This window comes from Shewanella dokdonensis (assembly GCF_018394335.1).
GTDB classification, from domain to species: Bacteria; Pseudomonadota; Gammaproteobacteria; order Enterobacterales; family Shewanellaceae; genus Shewanella; species Shewanella dokdonensis.
Genome location: NZ_CP074572.1, coordinates 2,950,864 through 2,966,903, shown reverse-complemented (window position 1 = coordinate 2,966,903; position 16,040 = coordinate 2,950,864). Strand labels below are relative to the sequence as shown.

Below are 16,040 nucleotides of genomic sequence, written 5' to 3'. Positions count from 1 at the left end.
CGCCCTTGTGCCAGCACGGTAAGCCGCTATACTCTCGCAGCATTGCCGCCTCGGTTTTATATCGCTTCGGAGATATGCCATGCATGACATTATTGAACAACTTCAGCAACTGAACCAGCCGGTGCCCGTGCCTTTAGAGCTGCCTGAATTTGATGATATTGTCGATGTGGAAGAACAACTGCTGTTACCACTACCTGCTGAACTCAAAGAATACCTGCTGGAAGCCAGCAATGTTGTTGTTGGCAGTCTGGAACCGGTTACTGCGGTAGATCCCAACTCCTATACCTATCTGCCAGAAGTTGCCGCCTACGCGTGGTCCATCGGCTTACCGCGCTATTTGGTGCCTATCTGCCAGCTAGGCGACAGTTTTTACTGCATGGATGAAGAAGGCTTAGTGTATTTCTGGGAAGACGGTCACCTAGATGAAGATGACTACTGGGAATCATTCTGGCAGTGGGTCGAAGAAGTATGGCTGCCAAGCTAATCCCCAGTTACCAAACCTGTTAATCCTACTCACGGAACCTATTTATGTCTGCTCACCCGTTAAATCCCACCGAATTTCGCGCTTTGCGCTGGTCGCTTGGTCTGAGTGAAGAACTGGCGGCACAACTGCTGAAAGTTAGCGTTGAAACCCTCAAACAATGGGAAGACGGTAGCTTGCCCGCCCCTGAATTAGCGCAAAAACAGCTGCTGGATATTGATGACATCATTGAAATGCAGGTACTCAATACCTGTGATGGCATTGAAGCGATGTTCAAGAAGGAACCCAAACGAAGACTAGCCTTTGTGGTATATCCTTCGCAAGCGATATACACCCAATACAACCCAGAATTTCTCAGCTCATTACCACTGACTGAGCTCTACACCACCGCCGCCTGGCGCATCAAAAAGAGTGTAAGCTGGTGCTAGAAGTTGAAATCGCGCTGGTGCCACTGGATGTTGAGTCCTACAAAGCTTTCCGCGAACAGGCTGGACTTGGCGAGAGCCGCGAAAGCCGTGCAAAATGGGCCGCCAGCCAACTGTCATAACCGAAAACAAAGCCGCAGTCGCTGTCCACGCCGTTATGATGTGTTGTTGCTGATAGCATTGTTGGCAGAAGTCCTGCTTTGGTGCATCGGCCTGGCTGCCAGGCATCAGGGATGGCGATAGCGGTTTCAAGCCAATATGATACGTGGCAAAAACCGGCTATCTGTGCTCAGATTTCTTAAATGGGTTGGTAATCATCCCATTCTTAATGGACGTTAGAAGTAGCCGGTTGCGTTATTAAAGCTTGTTTGCATATTTGAAAACTAATGCCCCTACTGCCATCGTTGAGCCACATGCAAACATATACCCTATTTGCTTAAAGACCATATCAAGCGTAGCTCCGTTTAGCTCCTTACTCATTTTCAATGTGACTCTCTACAATCAACACTTTGCAAAGGTGCGACTAACTATCACAAAACCCGAGAAAAACCATCGTAATCCCTAAAGTCAACCAAACCCAAAATGTCAAAGGTTAGCCGTCACTCTTAAGCAATTTGGTAGTAGCAAATCGCGCACGAAGCTCAAAGCCAAACAAAATTAGTGCACCAAAGCTAAAACTGAGGATATGCCCAAGCTTAGGAAGGTGGTGTTCACTAAAAATCAGATCCAAAGCAAATACAGGCAAAATAGTTAAGACCAAGACTAAAAGCGTAATTCGACCGACAACCTCCCCTTTCAGGAACTTAACTAACCCTGCTGCGGCCAAGCCCAAAACAGCTTGAGAACCACCTGTCCCCAAATTCCAAGGCTCTGGCACAGTGAACGTACTAGCAAATGTACCGATGGAGCCTGCCACCAACCAAATTGAGATAAAAGCCGCAGATCCTATTTTACGTTCGAATATAAACCCGATAGCAACGAGAGATAATACGTTGTAAATCATATGAGGCTGCTTTACATGAATTAACTGTGAAACAATTAATCTCCAAAACTCGTAGTTCAATACGTGCTCAAGCGTATAGCCACCATATGGTTCCAATTCGGGTACTTTGACTTTTCCAAAGAATGAGCCCGAGATCAAATAGTTCACGGCCAGTGATACTATAACCGTAGCGAGTGCCAATAGAATAGCCATGTACGGTAAACGACGGAATGTCACATTTGCCTCCCGCTCAAAGCAAGCGCGCGGTACGTGTCGCTTGCCTTTACTTGTTATAAACCACTTTTCTCACTTACTGTCGCCGACATCTTTTTTAAGCACCAGCACCGCCAGATAAACTAGACCAAACAGTGGAACAACAGAAAGCAACACTCCGAGCAAACCAGCCAAAATCGGAGTTTGTGTTTTACGACACCCCAGGTAGTAACAGACGGCGCCCATGATTATGGCGAACAATTGCGATGCCCAACTTACCGCAATGTGCCGTAAACACAAAACCGTTTGGAATTGGAAATGCCACGCGTTGGCTGTCTGCTTGAACCGATTGTTAACTGCCTGATCTATTTAGTAATGATAACGACATGACAGGATTGTTATTGCTTGATCGTCTACGGCGTAAACTAAGCGATTTTTATCGTCTATTCGCCGTGACCAAAAACCAGCTAAGTTCTCCTTTAGAGCCTCCGGTTTACCGATACCCTCAAAAGGAGCACGTTTAACATTTGTGATTAATTTATTGATCCGTTTTAAGGTTTTCTTATCTTGTGGTTGCCAATACTCATAGTCGTTCCAAGCTTCATCTGTCCAGGACAGTAAACGACTATTCATCAATCAAGTCCCGTAGTGTTGTTTGACCAGCTTTGTATTGGGCAATTGAACGATTCAAATGCTCGGCATTGGCTGGAGAACGCAACAAATGAACAGTTTCCATTAGGCTGTTGTAATAATCTAAGGACATAACTACAGCATCTTCAGCATCTCGGCGGGTAATAACTGTTGTGTCGACATCATTAACCACACCATCTAAGACACTTTTCAAACTATTACGAGCTTCAGTAAAAGATACGATTCTCATAATAACCTCCACATGTACAATTAACAGAACAAGTATATAGGTTCCATCTAAACATGTACAGATAACTGGACATATGAACGCTACCGCAGTTAACGCTTTCCTAAGGGGCTGCACCAAGCGCAGCTTAGGCTGTCTGTCGGAGAGTACTTGAGCAACCCTCGACGGCGTTAAGCGATATCAACTCGCGTCCCTAGACAGAGGCAAGGCTCCAACGGCGTAAACAAGTCATGCGGATAACCAAACCCGCGACTTTTATTGGCAATGAAGAGAGCAAGGTCAACCGCCGAAACTGATTTGCCAAAGATCACTCATTCAGGTTCTTTCTGGCCAGACAAGGCTTCTGGACAAGAAAGCTATGTGCCTATTGACTAAGGGAATCATATCAACGCCGCCATATGAGGCGCGAAAAAGCTTGGCTATAATTAGCGACGAAGGAGCGCAGCCAAGCTTTTTTGCGTCCCTTTATGATGGATTTATTAGGTATTTTGTATTTTACGATTAATTTCTAATAATTTGGATAGACAATCATTTACCAATTGATTAGTTTTATTAACAGGAGTAAACCCCGAACTAGTTGGTGTAAGTAAAACTGTATGCTCAATTGAGTCTATCGTGTAAACAATTTTAATAAAATTCAACTTAAAAGGTTTAGCTATGCGTGAGTAGTTAGACATCTCAATGTTTTTTATTTCATTATAGTTAATTGAATAATTAGATTTTGAGCCTACAAATTTTAAACCATCATCTGTGAGTGAAAGCTGACCTTTATCTGTGTATATATAAATATACTTACCGTAAAAAGTACTCTGATGCTCTGGCGTAGAAACATAGCAAAATTGATTTTTAAATTCCGAACTCACGTAATACTCCTTTACTTGTGAAAAGACCTAACAGTATTAGACGACAAAATGTCGGAATTTATCACGACATTTTGTCGTTTTTCATGATGAGTTATTGACCAATTTATGCGTTTATCTCTTTGAACACAATAGGGTAATAACTTAAAGGCAAGGTTTATGCTCCGCATGAAAAACGACATTAGAGGTAGAAATATGGGCAAAAAGCGACATTGATAAAATTCGGGGGCCGCCGTGAATTGAGGGCACGTTAATCATTGATACAGATGCTTAACCACTGACAGACTATGGTGCCCAAATGCCTGCATACTGCCATAACACAGCAGGCTAAACACGGCACATTCCAAGACGGCGCTGCCACTATCTGAAAGTTTTATGAGTTGGTCATACGACCAGCAAAGCCAACTGCCTAGTTTTGAAACTAAAAACTCACCAGCACCCACACTAAAACCTAACAAAGGTCACATTTCGTGCTACTCTATGGCGACCTGGATCACAGAATTCCAGCTAATCAAACAAGACGCCAATCGAAGGTTCGCTATGGACGATAAAAAACGCCCGCTGTATTTGCCATTTGCGGGTCCTGCACTTCTTGAAGCTCCACTCATTAACAAGGGCAGCGCTTTCACCGAAGAGGAACGGATGTTCTTCAATCTGGATGGATTGCTGCCCTACTACATTGAAACCATTGAGGAACAGGCATCTCGTGCCTACGACCAATTCCGCAGTTTCAATAACGATCTGGATAAGCACATTTATCTGCGCAATATTCAGGATACCAACGAAACCCTGTTCTATCGTCTGGTACAGAACCACATCAGTGAAATGATGCCGGTGATCTACACACCAACGGTGGGGCTGGCTTGTGAACGCTTTTCTAAGAACTGGCGCCGCAACCGTGGGTTGTTCCTGTCTTATCCTTATAAAGATCGTATCGACGATATCCTCAACAATTCCACCCGCCATAAGGTAAAAGTAATTGTAATGACCGATGGCGAACGGATCCTGGGTCTTGGGGACCAAGGGATTGGTGGCATGGGGATACCTATCGGTAAATTGTCGCTGTATACCAGTTGTGGCGGTATCAGCCCGGCTTATACCTTGCCAATTACACTGGATGTGGGTACAGACAATCCACATCTGCTGGAAGACCCAATGTATATGGGTTGGCGCCATAAACGTATTGGTGGCGACGAATACTACGAATTTGTTGAAGCCGTTATGCAGGCCATTCACCGCCGTTGGCCTGACACCTTGATCCAGTTTGAGGATTTTGCCCAGAAAAACGCAATGCCAATTCTGGAGCGCTACAAGGATAAGTACTGCTGTTTCAACGATGATATTCAGGGCACCGCCGCCGTGACAGTGGGTTCCCTGCTGGCCGCTTGTAAAGCCGCCCACAGTAAACTCAGCGAACAACGCATTGCCTTCTTAGGTGCAGGCAGTGCGGGTTGCGGTATTGCCGAAGCGATTGTGGCGCAGATGGTGTCGGAAGGCATCAGCGATGAACAAGCGCGGCAGCAGGTATTTATGGTGGATCGTTGGGGTCTGTTGCAGGATAACATGCCAAACCTGTTGTCGTTCCAGCAAAAACTGGCACAGAAACGGGATGACATTGAACACTGGCAGAATTTCTGTGACAACATCTCCTTGCTGGATGTGGTTAACAATGCCAAACCGACCGTGCTGATTGGGGTATCCGGTGCGCCAGGGTTGTTCACCGAAGAAATTATTCGCGCCATGCACAGCCACTGCGCGCGGCCGATTATCTTCCCGCTGTCCAACCCCACCAGCCGGGTTGAAGCAACACCAAAAGATATTCTGCATTGGACTTCGGGCCAGGCATTGGTTGCCACTGGCAGCCCGTTTGAACCAGTGGTAATTGACGGCCAAACCTATGAAATTGCCCAGTGTAACAACAGCTATATTTTCCCCGGTATTGGCCTAGGGGTGTTGGCAACGGGTGCCAGAAGAGTCACTAATGAGATGTTGATGGCATCCAGCCGAGCACTGGCGGCATGTTCACCACTGGCCATTAATGGCGAAGGCTCACTGTTGCCACGGCTGGAAGATATTCATAAAGTCAGTAAGCATATCGCCTTTATCGTTGGTAAAACCGCTATAGAACAAGGTTATGCCTTGCCAACCACCGATGAGTTATTGTTGCAATCCATCGACAATAACTTCTGGCGGCCAGAATATCGTCGCTACCATCGCACCTCATTCTGATCCCGCGTTATTGTAAGGGCAGAACATCCGTCACTTTTGACCGATGTTCTGCCTTTTTATTTTCACAACACCGCTAAATTAATTACCTGTTACTTAGAACTATAGTTGCAGGAAGTAAAATCAACGCTTTCAAACTGTTATATTAATTTTAACATTTAGCCGCTTCATAGTTATTGTTTTAAATATAGATAAGCTATTATTTAATTTACTTAAAATATTGTTTTTATTAAAAATAAATAAGAACAATCTCTTTTAGCCATTTAATTATTGGTTAGTTTATATGTAAATAATTTTGCAATATTTTCACAACATATCCTTGCTAGAGTCATTTACCATCCATAACATGCTTGGTTGCTTAATAAGCAAAATCAAATAAGGAGCAAGGATGAAACTCAACCCCTCAATTTCGGCCATTGTCTGGTCGTTGGTCAGTCTTTATACCGTAACGGCACACGCAGAAGTCCCCACGCTGTTTATTTCCGAATATCTCGAAGGTGCCAGTAATAACAAGGCGCTAGAACTTTATAACAATACCGACAGCAATCTGATACTGGATAACTACCGTATTGAAATCTATTTCAACGGTAATACATCGGCGGGTGCCACCATCAAATTAAGTGGTACGCTCGCCGCCGGGAAAACCTATGTTATTGCCCATTCATCTGCATCATTTGCCGATACTGCGGATAAAACTTCTGGGTCACTCAGCTTTAATGGTAATGACGCAGTAGTTCTGAAAAACGGTGACAGCATTCTTGATAGTATCGGGCAGATTGGCAGCAGTGATTACTGGAGCAACGGCAGCGGTACAGTAAGCACCCAGAATATGGATCTGCGCCGGTCAGCCACAGTTACAGACATAGATCCAACCGATGTGTTCGACCCAGGTGCCCAATGGACCGACTACTCGCTGGATGATTTTTCCGATCTTGGTATCTATGGTGCTGATGATGGCAGTAATGGCGACGACGGGGGTGATAATCCCCCATCACGGAACTCAGCTGTGATGATGCCACGCTTGCCATTGGCAGTGTGCAAGGTAATGGCTTAGCCACACCGCTAGCCGGGCAGCAAGTAGAGATTGGGGGAGTGGTAACTGCGGTATTCCCAGGCTTGAGTGGATTTTATGTGCAGGATGCTGGGGATGCGGATGACACAACCTCGGATGGTATTTTTATCTATGCGGGGGCAAAAACACTAGATAACGTTACCGTAGGCGATACATATGTAGTCAGCGGTATCGCCGCCGAGTATTACGATAATACCCAGCTGACCAACCCGGACTGGAAACAATGTGGTGTTGGGAGTTTGCCTGCGGCGGTGAACGTTACACTGCCTGTCAGTGACTTATCGACCCTAGAAGCACTGGAAGGCATGCTGGTGCATTTTGACAATCTCACCATTAATGATGTTGATGATCTGGCTAACTATGGCGAGATGACATTAAGCAACGGTCGGCGGATGACTCCGACTCAGGTTGCCGAATCCGGTGAGGCTGCTGCCGCAATTTACGATGAAAACCGCCGTAATGCAATTGTGTTGGATGAAGGGGTATCAGGCAAAATCAATGGCACAACACCGCCTTATCCATACCCTGGTTTCTCTGCCAATAACTCATTACGAGTTGGCGACACCGTCAGCAACATCACCGGGCCACTGTATTACTCGTTCAACCAGTATCATGTCTCACCGATTACACCAGTAACATTTGATAGCAGTGTTAACCCTCGCAGCGATTACCCCGAACTGCTGAATGAAGGCAATATACGGGTTGCCTCGTTTAACGTATTGAACTTCTTTAACGGTGATGGAGCAGGCGCCGGGTTTCCAACCTCGCGCGGCGCATCCACCTATGAAGATTTCCTGAAACAGAAAGCTAAAATTGTCGCCGCACTCAGCAATATGCAAGCCGATGTCATCGGCCTGCTAGAAATCGAAAATGATGGCTATGGTGCACAATCTGCTATTGCCGAACTGACCGAAGCGTTATCAGAAGCCAGTGGTCAGCATTGGGCATACATCAATCCGGGGTTGATCAGCTAGGTACCGATGTGATTACCAGTGCCTTTATCTATCGCCCTGATGTGGTCACGCCTATCGGTGCGGCTAAATATCTGGATAAAACCAACTCAATAGTGGACGAAAACGGTGTACCGCTGTTTAACAGTGACAAAATGCGCCCTACGCTGGGACAGACCTTCAAGCTCAACAATGAAAAGGCCATCTTGACCACAGTAATTAACCACCTGCGATCTAAAGGCGGTAGCTGTGGTGCTGGTGATGATGACAATAGTCTTGGCGGCTCCGGTGCCTGTAACGGCACGCGTAATCGTGCGGCAACAGCCATTGCCCAATGGGTGTCCGATAACTACGCTGATCAACCAGTGCTATTGATGGGTGACTTTAACGCTTACGCTAAGGAAGACCCGATCCTGACACTGGGAAATGCTGGTTTTGAACGCGTGAACGATATTGTGGGCAACAGCGATAGCTACAGTTATGTGTATGACGGGTTAAGCGGTCAACTGGATCATGCCCTTGCCAACGATGAACTAGCCTGTGCCGTGGTTGCAGTAACTGAATGGCACATCAATGCCGATGAAACCTCATCATTGGAATATGATAACAGCTACGCCGATGACAGCCTGTTCCGTTCCTCTGATCATGATCCTGTGGTGCTGGAACTGGCGCTACATAAACTCCACGGTGTAGGTCATTACCTGCGTGGTAATCACCATGGTCACGGCTATGGTTATGGTCATTTGAAAGGGAAAGGCAAAGGCCATCAGCAACGCGGTCATAGATTCTGAATCTAAACCAGCGATAGTGCATAATAAAATCAAGCCCCGTCATTGATGGGGCTTGTTATTACTGCGGCAAACCTACCACTTGTCGCATGCTATTGAGTAAGCGTCTGTCGGTTCGCGCTTTTTAAGTTTGCGCACGCTTTCCCGCAGTGCTTCTTTGGCAATCCGTGCATAAACTCCTGCGTATTCTTGCTCATCAATGCTTCGTTCACCTTCGGCCTGCTCGGCTAGCCGCTGTCCAATCATGCTCAGTTGTAGCCAGGCAGCCGCGATATAAAAGCCGTGGAAACAAGATTTGGGTAGCAGTTTGCTGGCACTCGCTGGCAGATTTACCCAAGCCTCAGCAAACTGGGCATCCTTATCTACCAGTAGTTCTTCAAACAGACTGTCATAGGCGTCTTTCAATCCTGCGGGTAACTTATCCATTGGTAGTACAGCAGCGCAGATATTGATGGCGGCGGTGTGGGCCTGTTCACGATACGCGGTATCGACTTGACTCATAAAAAACTCCGAAAACCAGAAAATGGGCGGCAGTATAGCACTCAAGTATCAGACAAAGCAGCGTTGCCGATTAGGCAGTCACTGCGAGTATTGGTATGATCATGCTCAGTCTTTTATCGCTGTCCAAATACCATGTCTGCCACCGCTATAGATCCTCACTGGTTAAATCAGCTGGCCCGGGATATCAAAACCTGGGGCCAACAGCTGGGTTTTGCCAAAGTGGGGATCTGTGATATCGATTTAAGCGCCGAAGAGCCCAAACTACAACAGTGGCTAGCTGCCGGATTTCACGGTGAAATGCAGTATATGGAGCAACATGGCATGATGCGGGCAAGGCCAGAGGAACTGCATCCCGGTACTGTCAGAGTGATCTCAGTACGTATGGATTACCTGCCGCCAGAGGCCGGGTTTGCCAGTAACCTGAGCAATCCAGAAATGGCCTATATCTCGCGCTACGCAGGTGGACGCGACTACCATAAATTATTGCGCAACCGCTTGAAAAAACTTGGAGAACGGATTGATGAAGCGCTGACAGCAGCCAATCTTGGCGACTGTGGTTTTCGGCCTTTTGTGGATTCTGCGCCAATATTAGAACGGCCACTGGCAGCCAAAGCCGGTATTGGTTGGACCGGCAAACATTCGCTATTACTGAGTCATGAAGCTGGCAGTTGGTTTTTCTGGGAGAGCTGCTCATCAACCTGCCCTTGCCGGTAGATATTCCGCTGGCAGAAGGCTGTGGCAGTTGTGTTGCCTGTATGACCAGTTGCCCAACCGGAGCCATCGTTGCCCCTTATACGGTAGATGCGCGCCGCTGTATTTCCTACCTGACCATTGAACTGGCAGGCGCGATCCCCGAAGAACTGCGCCCGTTGCTGGGCAACCGTATCTATGGCTGTGACGATTGTCAGTTAGTGTGTCCGGTAAATCGCCAAGCCCAGCTGACCCAAGAAACCGATTTTTATACGCGCACGCCGCTACAGCAACCACAATTACTGACGTTACTGGGTTGGGATGAAGCGACTTTTCTGAAAAATACTGAAGGCAGCGCTATCCGCCGTATCGGTTATGAGCGTTGGCAGCGCAATATTGCGGTGGCACTGGGCAATGCCCCGGCCAGTGAGCAGATTATTCAGGGGTTGCAACAGCGCTTGCAAGGGGCGAGCGAACTGCTGGCAGAACACCTGCTCTGGGCGTTGCAGCAACAGCAAGGGGTAAACGCCACAGACACCACGCAGCAACGCAAAACTCAGCGCTTGATACGCACTGTTCGCAAAGGGTTGCCACGAGACGCTTGAGCCAAGGGGTTAGTCATCAGCATCCAGAGTAAAGCCAATCTTTATGGTCACCTGCCAGTGTGCAATCACGCCGGCTTCCAGATGTCCTCGGGTTTCAGTCACTTCAAACCAACGCAGGTTGTGCAGCGATTGAGCCGCTGCCGCTATCGCATTTTTAACAGCCTCATCAGAGCTGATAGGTGACGTGCCCGTGAGTTCAATAATCTTGTAAACATGACTCATAACATCCTCCTGAACGTAAGCCGCTAGCAATGGCCTGACTTGAGTATAGCCACAAAAAAACCGTGACAGCGGTGGTTAGCCTTTTGTATATTTCTCAATAGGATAAATATGAAATGCAGGGAACAGGCATGACTCGACAACACTCTGGTTTAGGGATAAGTTCTTTCATCGTCAGTTTGGTGGCAGCCATCTTAATTTTTGTCACGCTGGTGATTGCCGGGAATCTGGCTAATACAACCCCGGAGGGCTGAATGAAGACAGCCGTGCCGCCATGGCCATCGGCTTTGCCATTATCGGTCTAGTGTTGTTGTCACTGGTAGCCTTAGGGCTGGGGATTGCCGGTTTGTTTCAGAACGATCGCCAGAAAGTATTTCCGATTCTGGGCACGATTTTTTCCAGTTTCACCATCCTTGGGACTATCGGCTTGATCCTGCTGGGCTTGTCGATGACCTAAACCGGCCATCGACAAAACATTTGTTAACCCAATTGCCGTCTGAGTTCTCTGGCGGCGGCCACCATATTCTGCAACGCGGGTTCTACTTCATCCCAACTGCGGGTTTTGAGACCACAATCTGGGTTCACCCATAACTGCCGCACGGGGATCCGCTTGGCCGCTTGCTGCATCAGTGCCACCATCTCAGCCACCGTTGGAATGTTCGGGGAATGAATATCATAAACCCCAGGGCCGATTTCGTTGGGATATTCAAATGCCTCGAATACGTCCAGCAGCTCCATATGGGAGCGAGATGTCTCGATGGTGATCACATCAGCATCCATCGCCGCAATGGCTTCAATGGTGTCGTTGAACTCGCTGTAGCACATATGGGTGTGGATCTGGGTGTCATCCTTAGCCACCGAGGCGCTGAGCCGAAACGCCGCTACCGCCCAACGTAAATACTCTTGCCAATCACACTGTTGCAGCGGCAAACCTTCACGGAACGCGGGTTCATCAATCTGGATAATAGTAATGCCCGCCTGTTGCAAATCGGCCACTTCATCGCGGATAGCCAACCCTAGTTGATAGGCAATGGTTTCTCTGGGTAAGTCTTCCCGCACAAACGACCAATGCAGAATCGTGACAGGCCCGGTCAGCATGCCTTTAACCGGTTTATCGGTGAGACTTTGCGCATACTCGGCCCATGCCAAGGTCATCGGTTGTGGCCGGCTGACATCCCCATAGATCAATGGCGGTTTAACACAACGCGAACCGTAACTTTGCACCCAGCCAAAGCGGGTAAACCCAACGCCATTGAGCTGTTCGCCAAAGTATTCCACCATATCGTTGCGCTCGGCTTCCCCATGCACCAGCACATCCAGCCCCAGTTTCAGTTGGCGCTCAATGGTGTCGCGGGTGATCTGTTGCAGTAAACGAGTGTATTCTGCTGCGGCCAGCTCACCACTGCGCCAACGGTTACGCAACTGCCGAATCGCCGCGGTCTGAGGGAAAGAACCGATAGTAGTGGTTGGCAATAAAGGCAAGCGGAACTTAGCCTGCTGTTGCACCTGCCGCTGAGGGAACTCACTGTGCCGTTTAAAGTCAGCGTCATTCAGTGCCGCCACTCGTGCGGCCACCTTAATATCTGCCGCGGCTGCCTGCTGTGCTCGCCGCTGCTGGCAACGGGTGGCAATCGCAAGTGCATCGGCACTGGTTGGATGTTGCAGCAACAGTTGCAACTGCTGTAGCTCCGCCAGCTTCTGCCGCGCAAACGCCAAACGGGATTTCAATTCAGGTGCTAGCTCGGTTTCCAGCGCTAAGTCCACCGGGCTATGCAGCAAAGAGCAAGACGGTGCTAACCACAAGCGCTCGCCTAATTGCTGGGCATAGGGTGCTAACGTTTGTGCCAGCAGATCCAGCTCTGCCGCCCAGACATTACGGCCATTGATCACCCCGGCCGACAACACCTGCTCGTCCCGTAACGCAGCAACAAACAGCGGCAATTGCTCAGGTGCTGTCACCAGATCCAAGTGCAAGCCCGCAACCGGTAATGCCGAGATCAGTGATTGATGATGTGCCACACTGCCATAGTAGCTCGCCAATAATAGTTTCACCGGAGCGGCTTGCAGCGTGGCATAGGCGGTTGCATAGGCCTGTTGCCAATCAGGCGCTAACGCCAGAGCCAAGGCTGGTTCATCCAGTTGCACCCACTCAACACCCAGTTCAGCAAACTGCGCCAGTAACTGTTGATAAGCCTGCAGTAACTGCGGCAACAGTTGTAGCTTATCAAACGCATTTCCTACGGTTTTGGCTAAGTGCAGAAAAGTGATTGGCCCAAGCAGCACGGGTTTTACCCGATGCCCCAGCGCCTGAGCTTCTTTCACTTCATCAAACAATTGTGGCCAACTGATGCTGAACTGCTGTTCACTGCTCAATTCCGGCACCAAATAATGGTAATTAGTATTGAAGTATTTCGTCATTTCCGCAGCGGCAGCAGGCTGACCACTTGGCGCACGGCCTCGTGCCACACGGAACAAAGTATCCAAATCGATGGCGCCTTGCTGATGCCGCGGCGGGATCACGCCTAAGGTTGCACTTAACGTCAGCACCTGGTCGTAATAAGCAAAGTCGCCCACTGGCAACAAATCAATTCCGGCATCTGCCTGCCACTGCCAGTGAGTGCGCCGCAGCTCGGCGGCCTGAGCCAGTAACTGCGGCTGCGTCAGTTCACCACGCCAATACTGCTCCAGGGCAAATTTCAATTCGCGGCGACGGCCGATACGGGGAAACCCCAGATTATGTAATGTCATGCTTAAACCTCATTGCTTGCGATAGACAAACGACGCCAGATTAAGCAAATCAATCTAGGCGTCTAGACGTCCAGAAGTTTATTGTGATAGTCTCTGGTTAAGCAAACGAATTGGCTTCAACACCAACATGAGCGGGATTCATACGGGATGAGCATGATAGAACTCAGACATTTGTGGACACTGTTAGCACTAAAAGAGAGCGGTAGCCTAGCGGCGGCGGCCAAAAAGCGCTTTGTGACACAATCAGCATTGTCTCATCAGATTAAAGAACTGGAGACCCGCATTAACTCTTCGGTATTCATCCGCAAGAGTAAACCGCTGGCGTTTACTGAAGAAGGCACCCGGCTATTGTTACTGGCGGAAGAGATCCTGCCAAAAGTACAAGAAACCGAAAACCTGCTAAGACAGGGTACTAATAGCATTCAAGGGCCATTGCGAGTAGGCATTGAGTGCCACTCCTGCTTTCGCTGGTTGATGCCCGCAATGGAAGCCTTTAAGCATAAATATCCAGAGTCACGACTGGATCTTTCCAGTCGTTATCTATTTGATTCATTAGAAGCTTTGGAAAACGATGAGTTAGATCTGGTGCTAACCTCAGATCCGGTTGCCAGCCATACCCTCGCCTATCAGCATCTGTTTGAATTTGAAGTTAAATTGGTGGTCAGCAAGGAACACCCACTGGCAAAATTTGACTATGTATTGCCGCAGCAATTGCTCAAACAACCCATTCTCAGCTATCCGGTGCCCTTAGAGCGGCTGGATCTGTTCCGCTATTTCCTGGAACCCGCAGGCATTGCCCCTGGGCCACAAAAAACCAGCGATTTGACCAATGTATTATTACAGCGGCTAGCTTGTAATGAAGGGGTGGCAGCATTGCCCAACTGGTCAATGCGCGAGGCACACGGACTGAGCCTAAAAGCACTACGACTTGGCAAAGATGGCCTGAAACGGCCACTGTTCGGCGCTTATCGGCGCAACGCCAGCAACAGTAAATTGATCCAGCATTGGCTGACACTGGTAGCGGCAGAAGCCGTCACCCCGCAAGATAGCCATTGACCACTCAGAGTGAATTTAGCAGCAGACCACGTTGTGCCAGAATGCGCCGTAACACCAGCCCCGGCGAGTTAGCATCGCGGGTCTGACGCAAATTATGGGCAATCATAAACTCATGCTGTAATTCATCATCCAGACCAAGCGCCTCAAAAGCACCTAGCGTCAGCGATTTCTGTTGGGTATCAATCAAACTCTTGATGATACTTAACGGAAAACACTGCTCCTGCTCGGCATTCAGGTAAGCAAACGCGGTCAGCGCAATAATCTGTCCAAACACGCTGAACAACGCCAGCGTCTGTACTTCATCGGCATCAATACTCACACCCTGCATCTGATGCAGACTGTCGACCGCGTCGGTCGCAATCGCCTCCGTCAACCGCCAGTAACCTTGTACCAGCTTCCGATAAGGCTGTGGCAGCTCATCCAGCTTTTCTTTGAGATAAAAGGTAAATGCGTAGCGGTAAATATTGACCTGTCCCAGACGTACCAACGCATCTTTGAGACTGCGATTAGGGTGCAGCGATGGCGCCATAGCACAGTTACTGCGCCACAGCAGATGTGCAGCTAATGCAGGATCAGTAGAAACGATATCAATGACATTGCGAATATCACCGTCAGCAATAATGGCTTTCTTTAGCGGCACCAAGGTAGCACGCCGACCAATCACCTGCTCCTCATTGGCAATAATTGCACGGACCTCTGAGAAAACCTGCTGCTCAAGATCTGTCATAGAAAATTAATCCGTTGTTATTAGGACGATCAGTCCATTTTTTACAAAAGATTTACCCACAAATGCCACCCAAGGGTCAAGCCCATTTCGATGATTTTAGACATGACTTCGCGGATCAGAAAGCGCCAGCCTCTTTAAGCTTGTGGTAGATCGCAGTTGCTAACTGCTGATAGCCTGGCGGCGTTTAGGTGCACAGCGTCAGATTTCAACGCTGGCGAAGACAATAACCCACGCAGCACATCGTCCATCAACAAGCTGTCATGCTGCTTTGCCAACGTCTTATAAAACGGTGCCGATTGCAGCAACACCTGCTTTTGCGGCACCGCAATCAACAGCACTGGCACCGCCATACTTTGAGCATCCAACAACATCTGCTGCAAATTATCCTGGATCTGCTGCGACGGCACGCCACGTAAAATATCGTTACCACCTTCCAGCAGGATCAGCAGATCTGGCTGCATTTCATCTAAAAGCGCCGGTAATCTTTTGCGACCCTCGGCCGTCTGTTCCCCCGAGATCCCGGCATTCACCACTTCGCACCCACACAGTTTAGCCAATTGTGCAGGATAATCCTCATCTCTGGCCGCCCCTTCCCTACGGTCAGACTGTCACCAAAAGCC

The 16,040-nt window shown here is 48.5% G+C and carries 17 protein-coding genes and 3 pseudogenes; 11 read left to right on the top strand and 9 right to left on the bottom strand.

Annotated features, from left to right (window positions below):
- Positions 1-79 precede the first annotated feature (79 nt).
- From KHX94_RS14230 to KHX94_RS21850, 3 genes and pseudogenes are all read left to right on the top strand, one after another.
- A complete protein-coding gene (locus tag KHX94_RS14230) occupies positions 80-484 on the top strand; it encodes an SMI1/KNR4 family protein (RefSeq protein ID WP_213681151.1) in 405 nt (134 codons plus the stop codon).
- A gap of 44 nt (positions 485-528) precedes the next feature.
- Positions 529-1,028: pseudogene (locus KHX94_RS14225) on the top strand (DUF4447 family protein).
- 4 nt (positions 1,029-1,032) lie between these two features.
- Positions 1,033-1,227 (top strand): annotated as a pseudogene (locus KHX94_RS21850) (IS4 family transposase); the annotation flags it as partial.
- Positions 1,228-1,498: 271 nt separating this feature from the next.
- Here the strand turns inward: KHX94_RS21850 and KHX94_RS14220 are convergent.
- The 4 genes from KHX94_RS14220 to KHX94_RS14205 all read right to left on the bottom strand — a co-directional run bounded on the left by KHX94_RS14220 (position 1,499) and on the right by KHX94_RS14205 (position 3,841).
- Positions 1,499-2,125 (bottom strand): rhomboid family intramembrane serine protease, encoded by a 627-nt coding sequence (locus KHX94_RS14220; protein ID WP_213681150.1) that lies wholly within the window; start codon positions 2,123-2,125, stop codon positions 1,499-1,501.
- A 345-nt stretch (positions 2,126-2,470) separates the two neighbouring features.
- The gene (locus tag KHX94_RS14215; protein ID WP_213681149.1) at positions 2,471-2,734 is read right to left on the bottom strand and encodes a Txe/YoeB family addiction module toxin; all 264 of its coding nucleotides are present in this window, start codon (positions 2,732-2,734) and stop codon (positions 2,471-2,473) included.
- Entirely contained in the window at positions 2,727-2,981 is a 255-nt protein-coding gene (locus KHX94_RS14210) for a type II toxin-antitoxin system Phd/YefM family antitoxin (RefSeq protein ID WP_213681148.1), read from the bottom strand. The genes KHX94_RS14215 and KHX94_RS14210 overlap by 8 nt, the downstream gene beginning before the upstream one ends.
- A 476-nt stretch (positions 2,982-3,457) precedes the next feature.
- Positions 3,458-3,841, bottom strand: a complete 384-nt coding sequence (locus KHX94_RS14205; protein WP_213681147.1) for a hypothetical protein — start codon at positions 3,839-3,841, stop codon at positions 3,458-3,460.
- 537 nt (positions 3,842-4,378) lie between these two features.
- Here KHX94_RS14205 and KHX94_RS14200 point away from each other — a divergent pair.
- From KHX94_RS14200 to KHX94_RS14185, 4 genes are all read left to right on the top strand, one after another.
- Positions 4,379-6,067, top strand: a complete 1,689-nt coding sequence (locus KHX94_RS14200; protein WP_213681146.1) for an NAD-dependent malic enzyme — start codon at positions 4,379-4,381, stop codon at positions 6,065-6,067.
- Positions 6,068-6,452: 385 nt separating this feature from the next.
- Positions 6,453-7,118 carry a lamin tail domain-containing protein gene (locus KHX94_RS14195; RefSeq protein WP_213681145.1) on the top strand — a complete coding sequence of 222 codons (666 nt, stop codon included), beginning with the start codon at positions 6,453-6,455 and terminating at the stop codon, positions 7,116-7,118.
- Positions 7,100-8,110 (top strand): ExeM/NucH family extracellular endonuclease, encoded by a 1,011-nt coding sequence (locus KHX94_RS14190; protein ID WP_213681144.1) that lies wholly within the window; start codon positions 7,100-7,102, stop codon positions 8,108-8,110. Before KHX94_RS14195 ends, KHX94_RS14190 begins: the two co-directional genes overlap by 19 nt.
- Before the next feature lie 8 nt (positions 8,111-8,118).
- Positions 8,119-8,877, top strand: a complete 759-nt coding sequence (locus KHX94_RS14185) for an endonuclease/exonuclease/phosphatase family protein (RefSeq protein ID WP_213681143.1) — start codon at positions 8,119-8,121, stop codon at positions 8,875-8,877.
- A 72-nt stretch (positions 8,878-8,949) separates the two neighbouring features.
- On the opposite strand, the gene KHX94_RS14180 is transcribed toward KHX94_RS14185, so the two are convergent.
- Complete coding sequence (locus KHX94_RS14180) at positions 8,950-9,375, bottom strand: DUF3069 domain-containing protein (protein WP_342345770.1); 426 nt, start codon at positions 9,373-9,375, stop codon at positions 8,950-8,952.
- Positions 9,376-9,507: 132 nt separating this feature from the next.
- On the opposite strand from KHX94_RS14180, the pseudogene queG reads away from it, so the two are divergent.
- Positions 9,508-10,670, top strand: a pseudogene (queG, locus tag KHX94_RS14175) (tRNA epoxyqueuosine(34) reductase QueG).
- 9 nt (positions 10,671-10,679) lie between these two features.
- On the opposite strand, the gene KHX94_RS14170 reads toward queG, so the two are convergent.
- Complete coding sequence (locus tag KHX94_RS14170) at positions 10,680-10,892, bottom strand: dodecin (RefSeq protein ID WP_213681142.1); 213 nt, start codon at positions 10,890-10,892, stop codon at positions 10,680-10,682.
- A gap of 128 nt (positions 10,893-11,020) precedes the next feature.
- Here KHX94_RS14170 and KHX94_RS21215 point away from each other — a divergent pair, with 128 nt between their 5' ends.
- Both KHX94_RS21215 and KHX94_RS14165 read left to right on the top strand, forming a co-directional pair.
- Complete coding sequence (locus tag KHX94_RS21215; protein ID WP_280529575.1) at positions 11,021-11,143, top strand: hypothetical protein; 123 nt, start codon at positions 11,021-11,023, stop codon at positions 11,141-11,143.
- 20 nt (positions 11,144-11,163) lie between these two features.
- The gene (locus tag KHX94_RS14165) at positions 11,164-11,346 is read left to right on the top strand and encodes a hypothetical protein (protein ID WP_213681141.1); all 183 of its coding nucleotides are present in this window, start codon (positions 11,164-11,166) and stop codon (positions 11,344-11,346) included.
- Between the two features lie 23 nt (positions 11,347-11,369).
- Here the strand turns inward: KHX94_RS14165 and metE are convergent, their stop codons facing one another.
- Positions 11,370-13,637: a 5-methyltetrahydropteroyltriglutamate--homocysteine S-methyltransferase gene (gene metE, locus KHX94_RS14160; RefSeq protein WP_213681140.1), complete on the bottom strand. Its 2,268-nt coding sequence runs from the start codon at positions 13,635-13,637 to the stop codon at positions 11,370-11,372.
- 153 nt (positions 13,638-13,790) lie between these two features.
- Here metE and KHX94_RS14155 point away from each other — a divergent pair, with 153 nt between their 5' ends.
- A complete protein-coding gene (locus KHX94_RS14155; RefSeq protein ID WP_213681139.1) occupies positions 13,791-14,693 on the top strand; it encodes a LysR family transcriptional regulator in 903 nt (300 codons plus the stop codon).
- A gap of 4 nt (positions 14,694-14,697) precedes the next feature.
- Here the strand turns inward: KHX94_RS14155 and KHX94_RS14150 are convergent, their stop codons facing one another.
- Both KHX94_RS14150 and KHX94_RS14145 read right to left on the bottom strand, forming a co-directional pair.
- On the bottom strand, positions 14,698-15,420 hold the full coding sequence (locus KHX94_RS14150; RefSeq protein ID WP_213681138.1) for an HDOD domain-containing protein: 723 nt from the start codon (positions 15,418-15,420) through the stop codon (positions 14,698-14,700).
- Between the two features lie 134 nt (positions 15,421-15,554).
- Positions 15,555-15,977, bottom strand: coding sequence for a GDSL-type esterase/lipase family protein (locus KHX94_RS14145; RefSeq protein ID WP_244859173.1), 423 nt, complete (start codon positions 15,975-15,977; stop codon positions 15,555-15,557).
- Between the last annotated feature and the right edge of the window lie 63 nt (positions 15,978-16,040).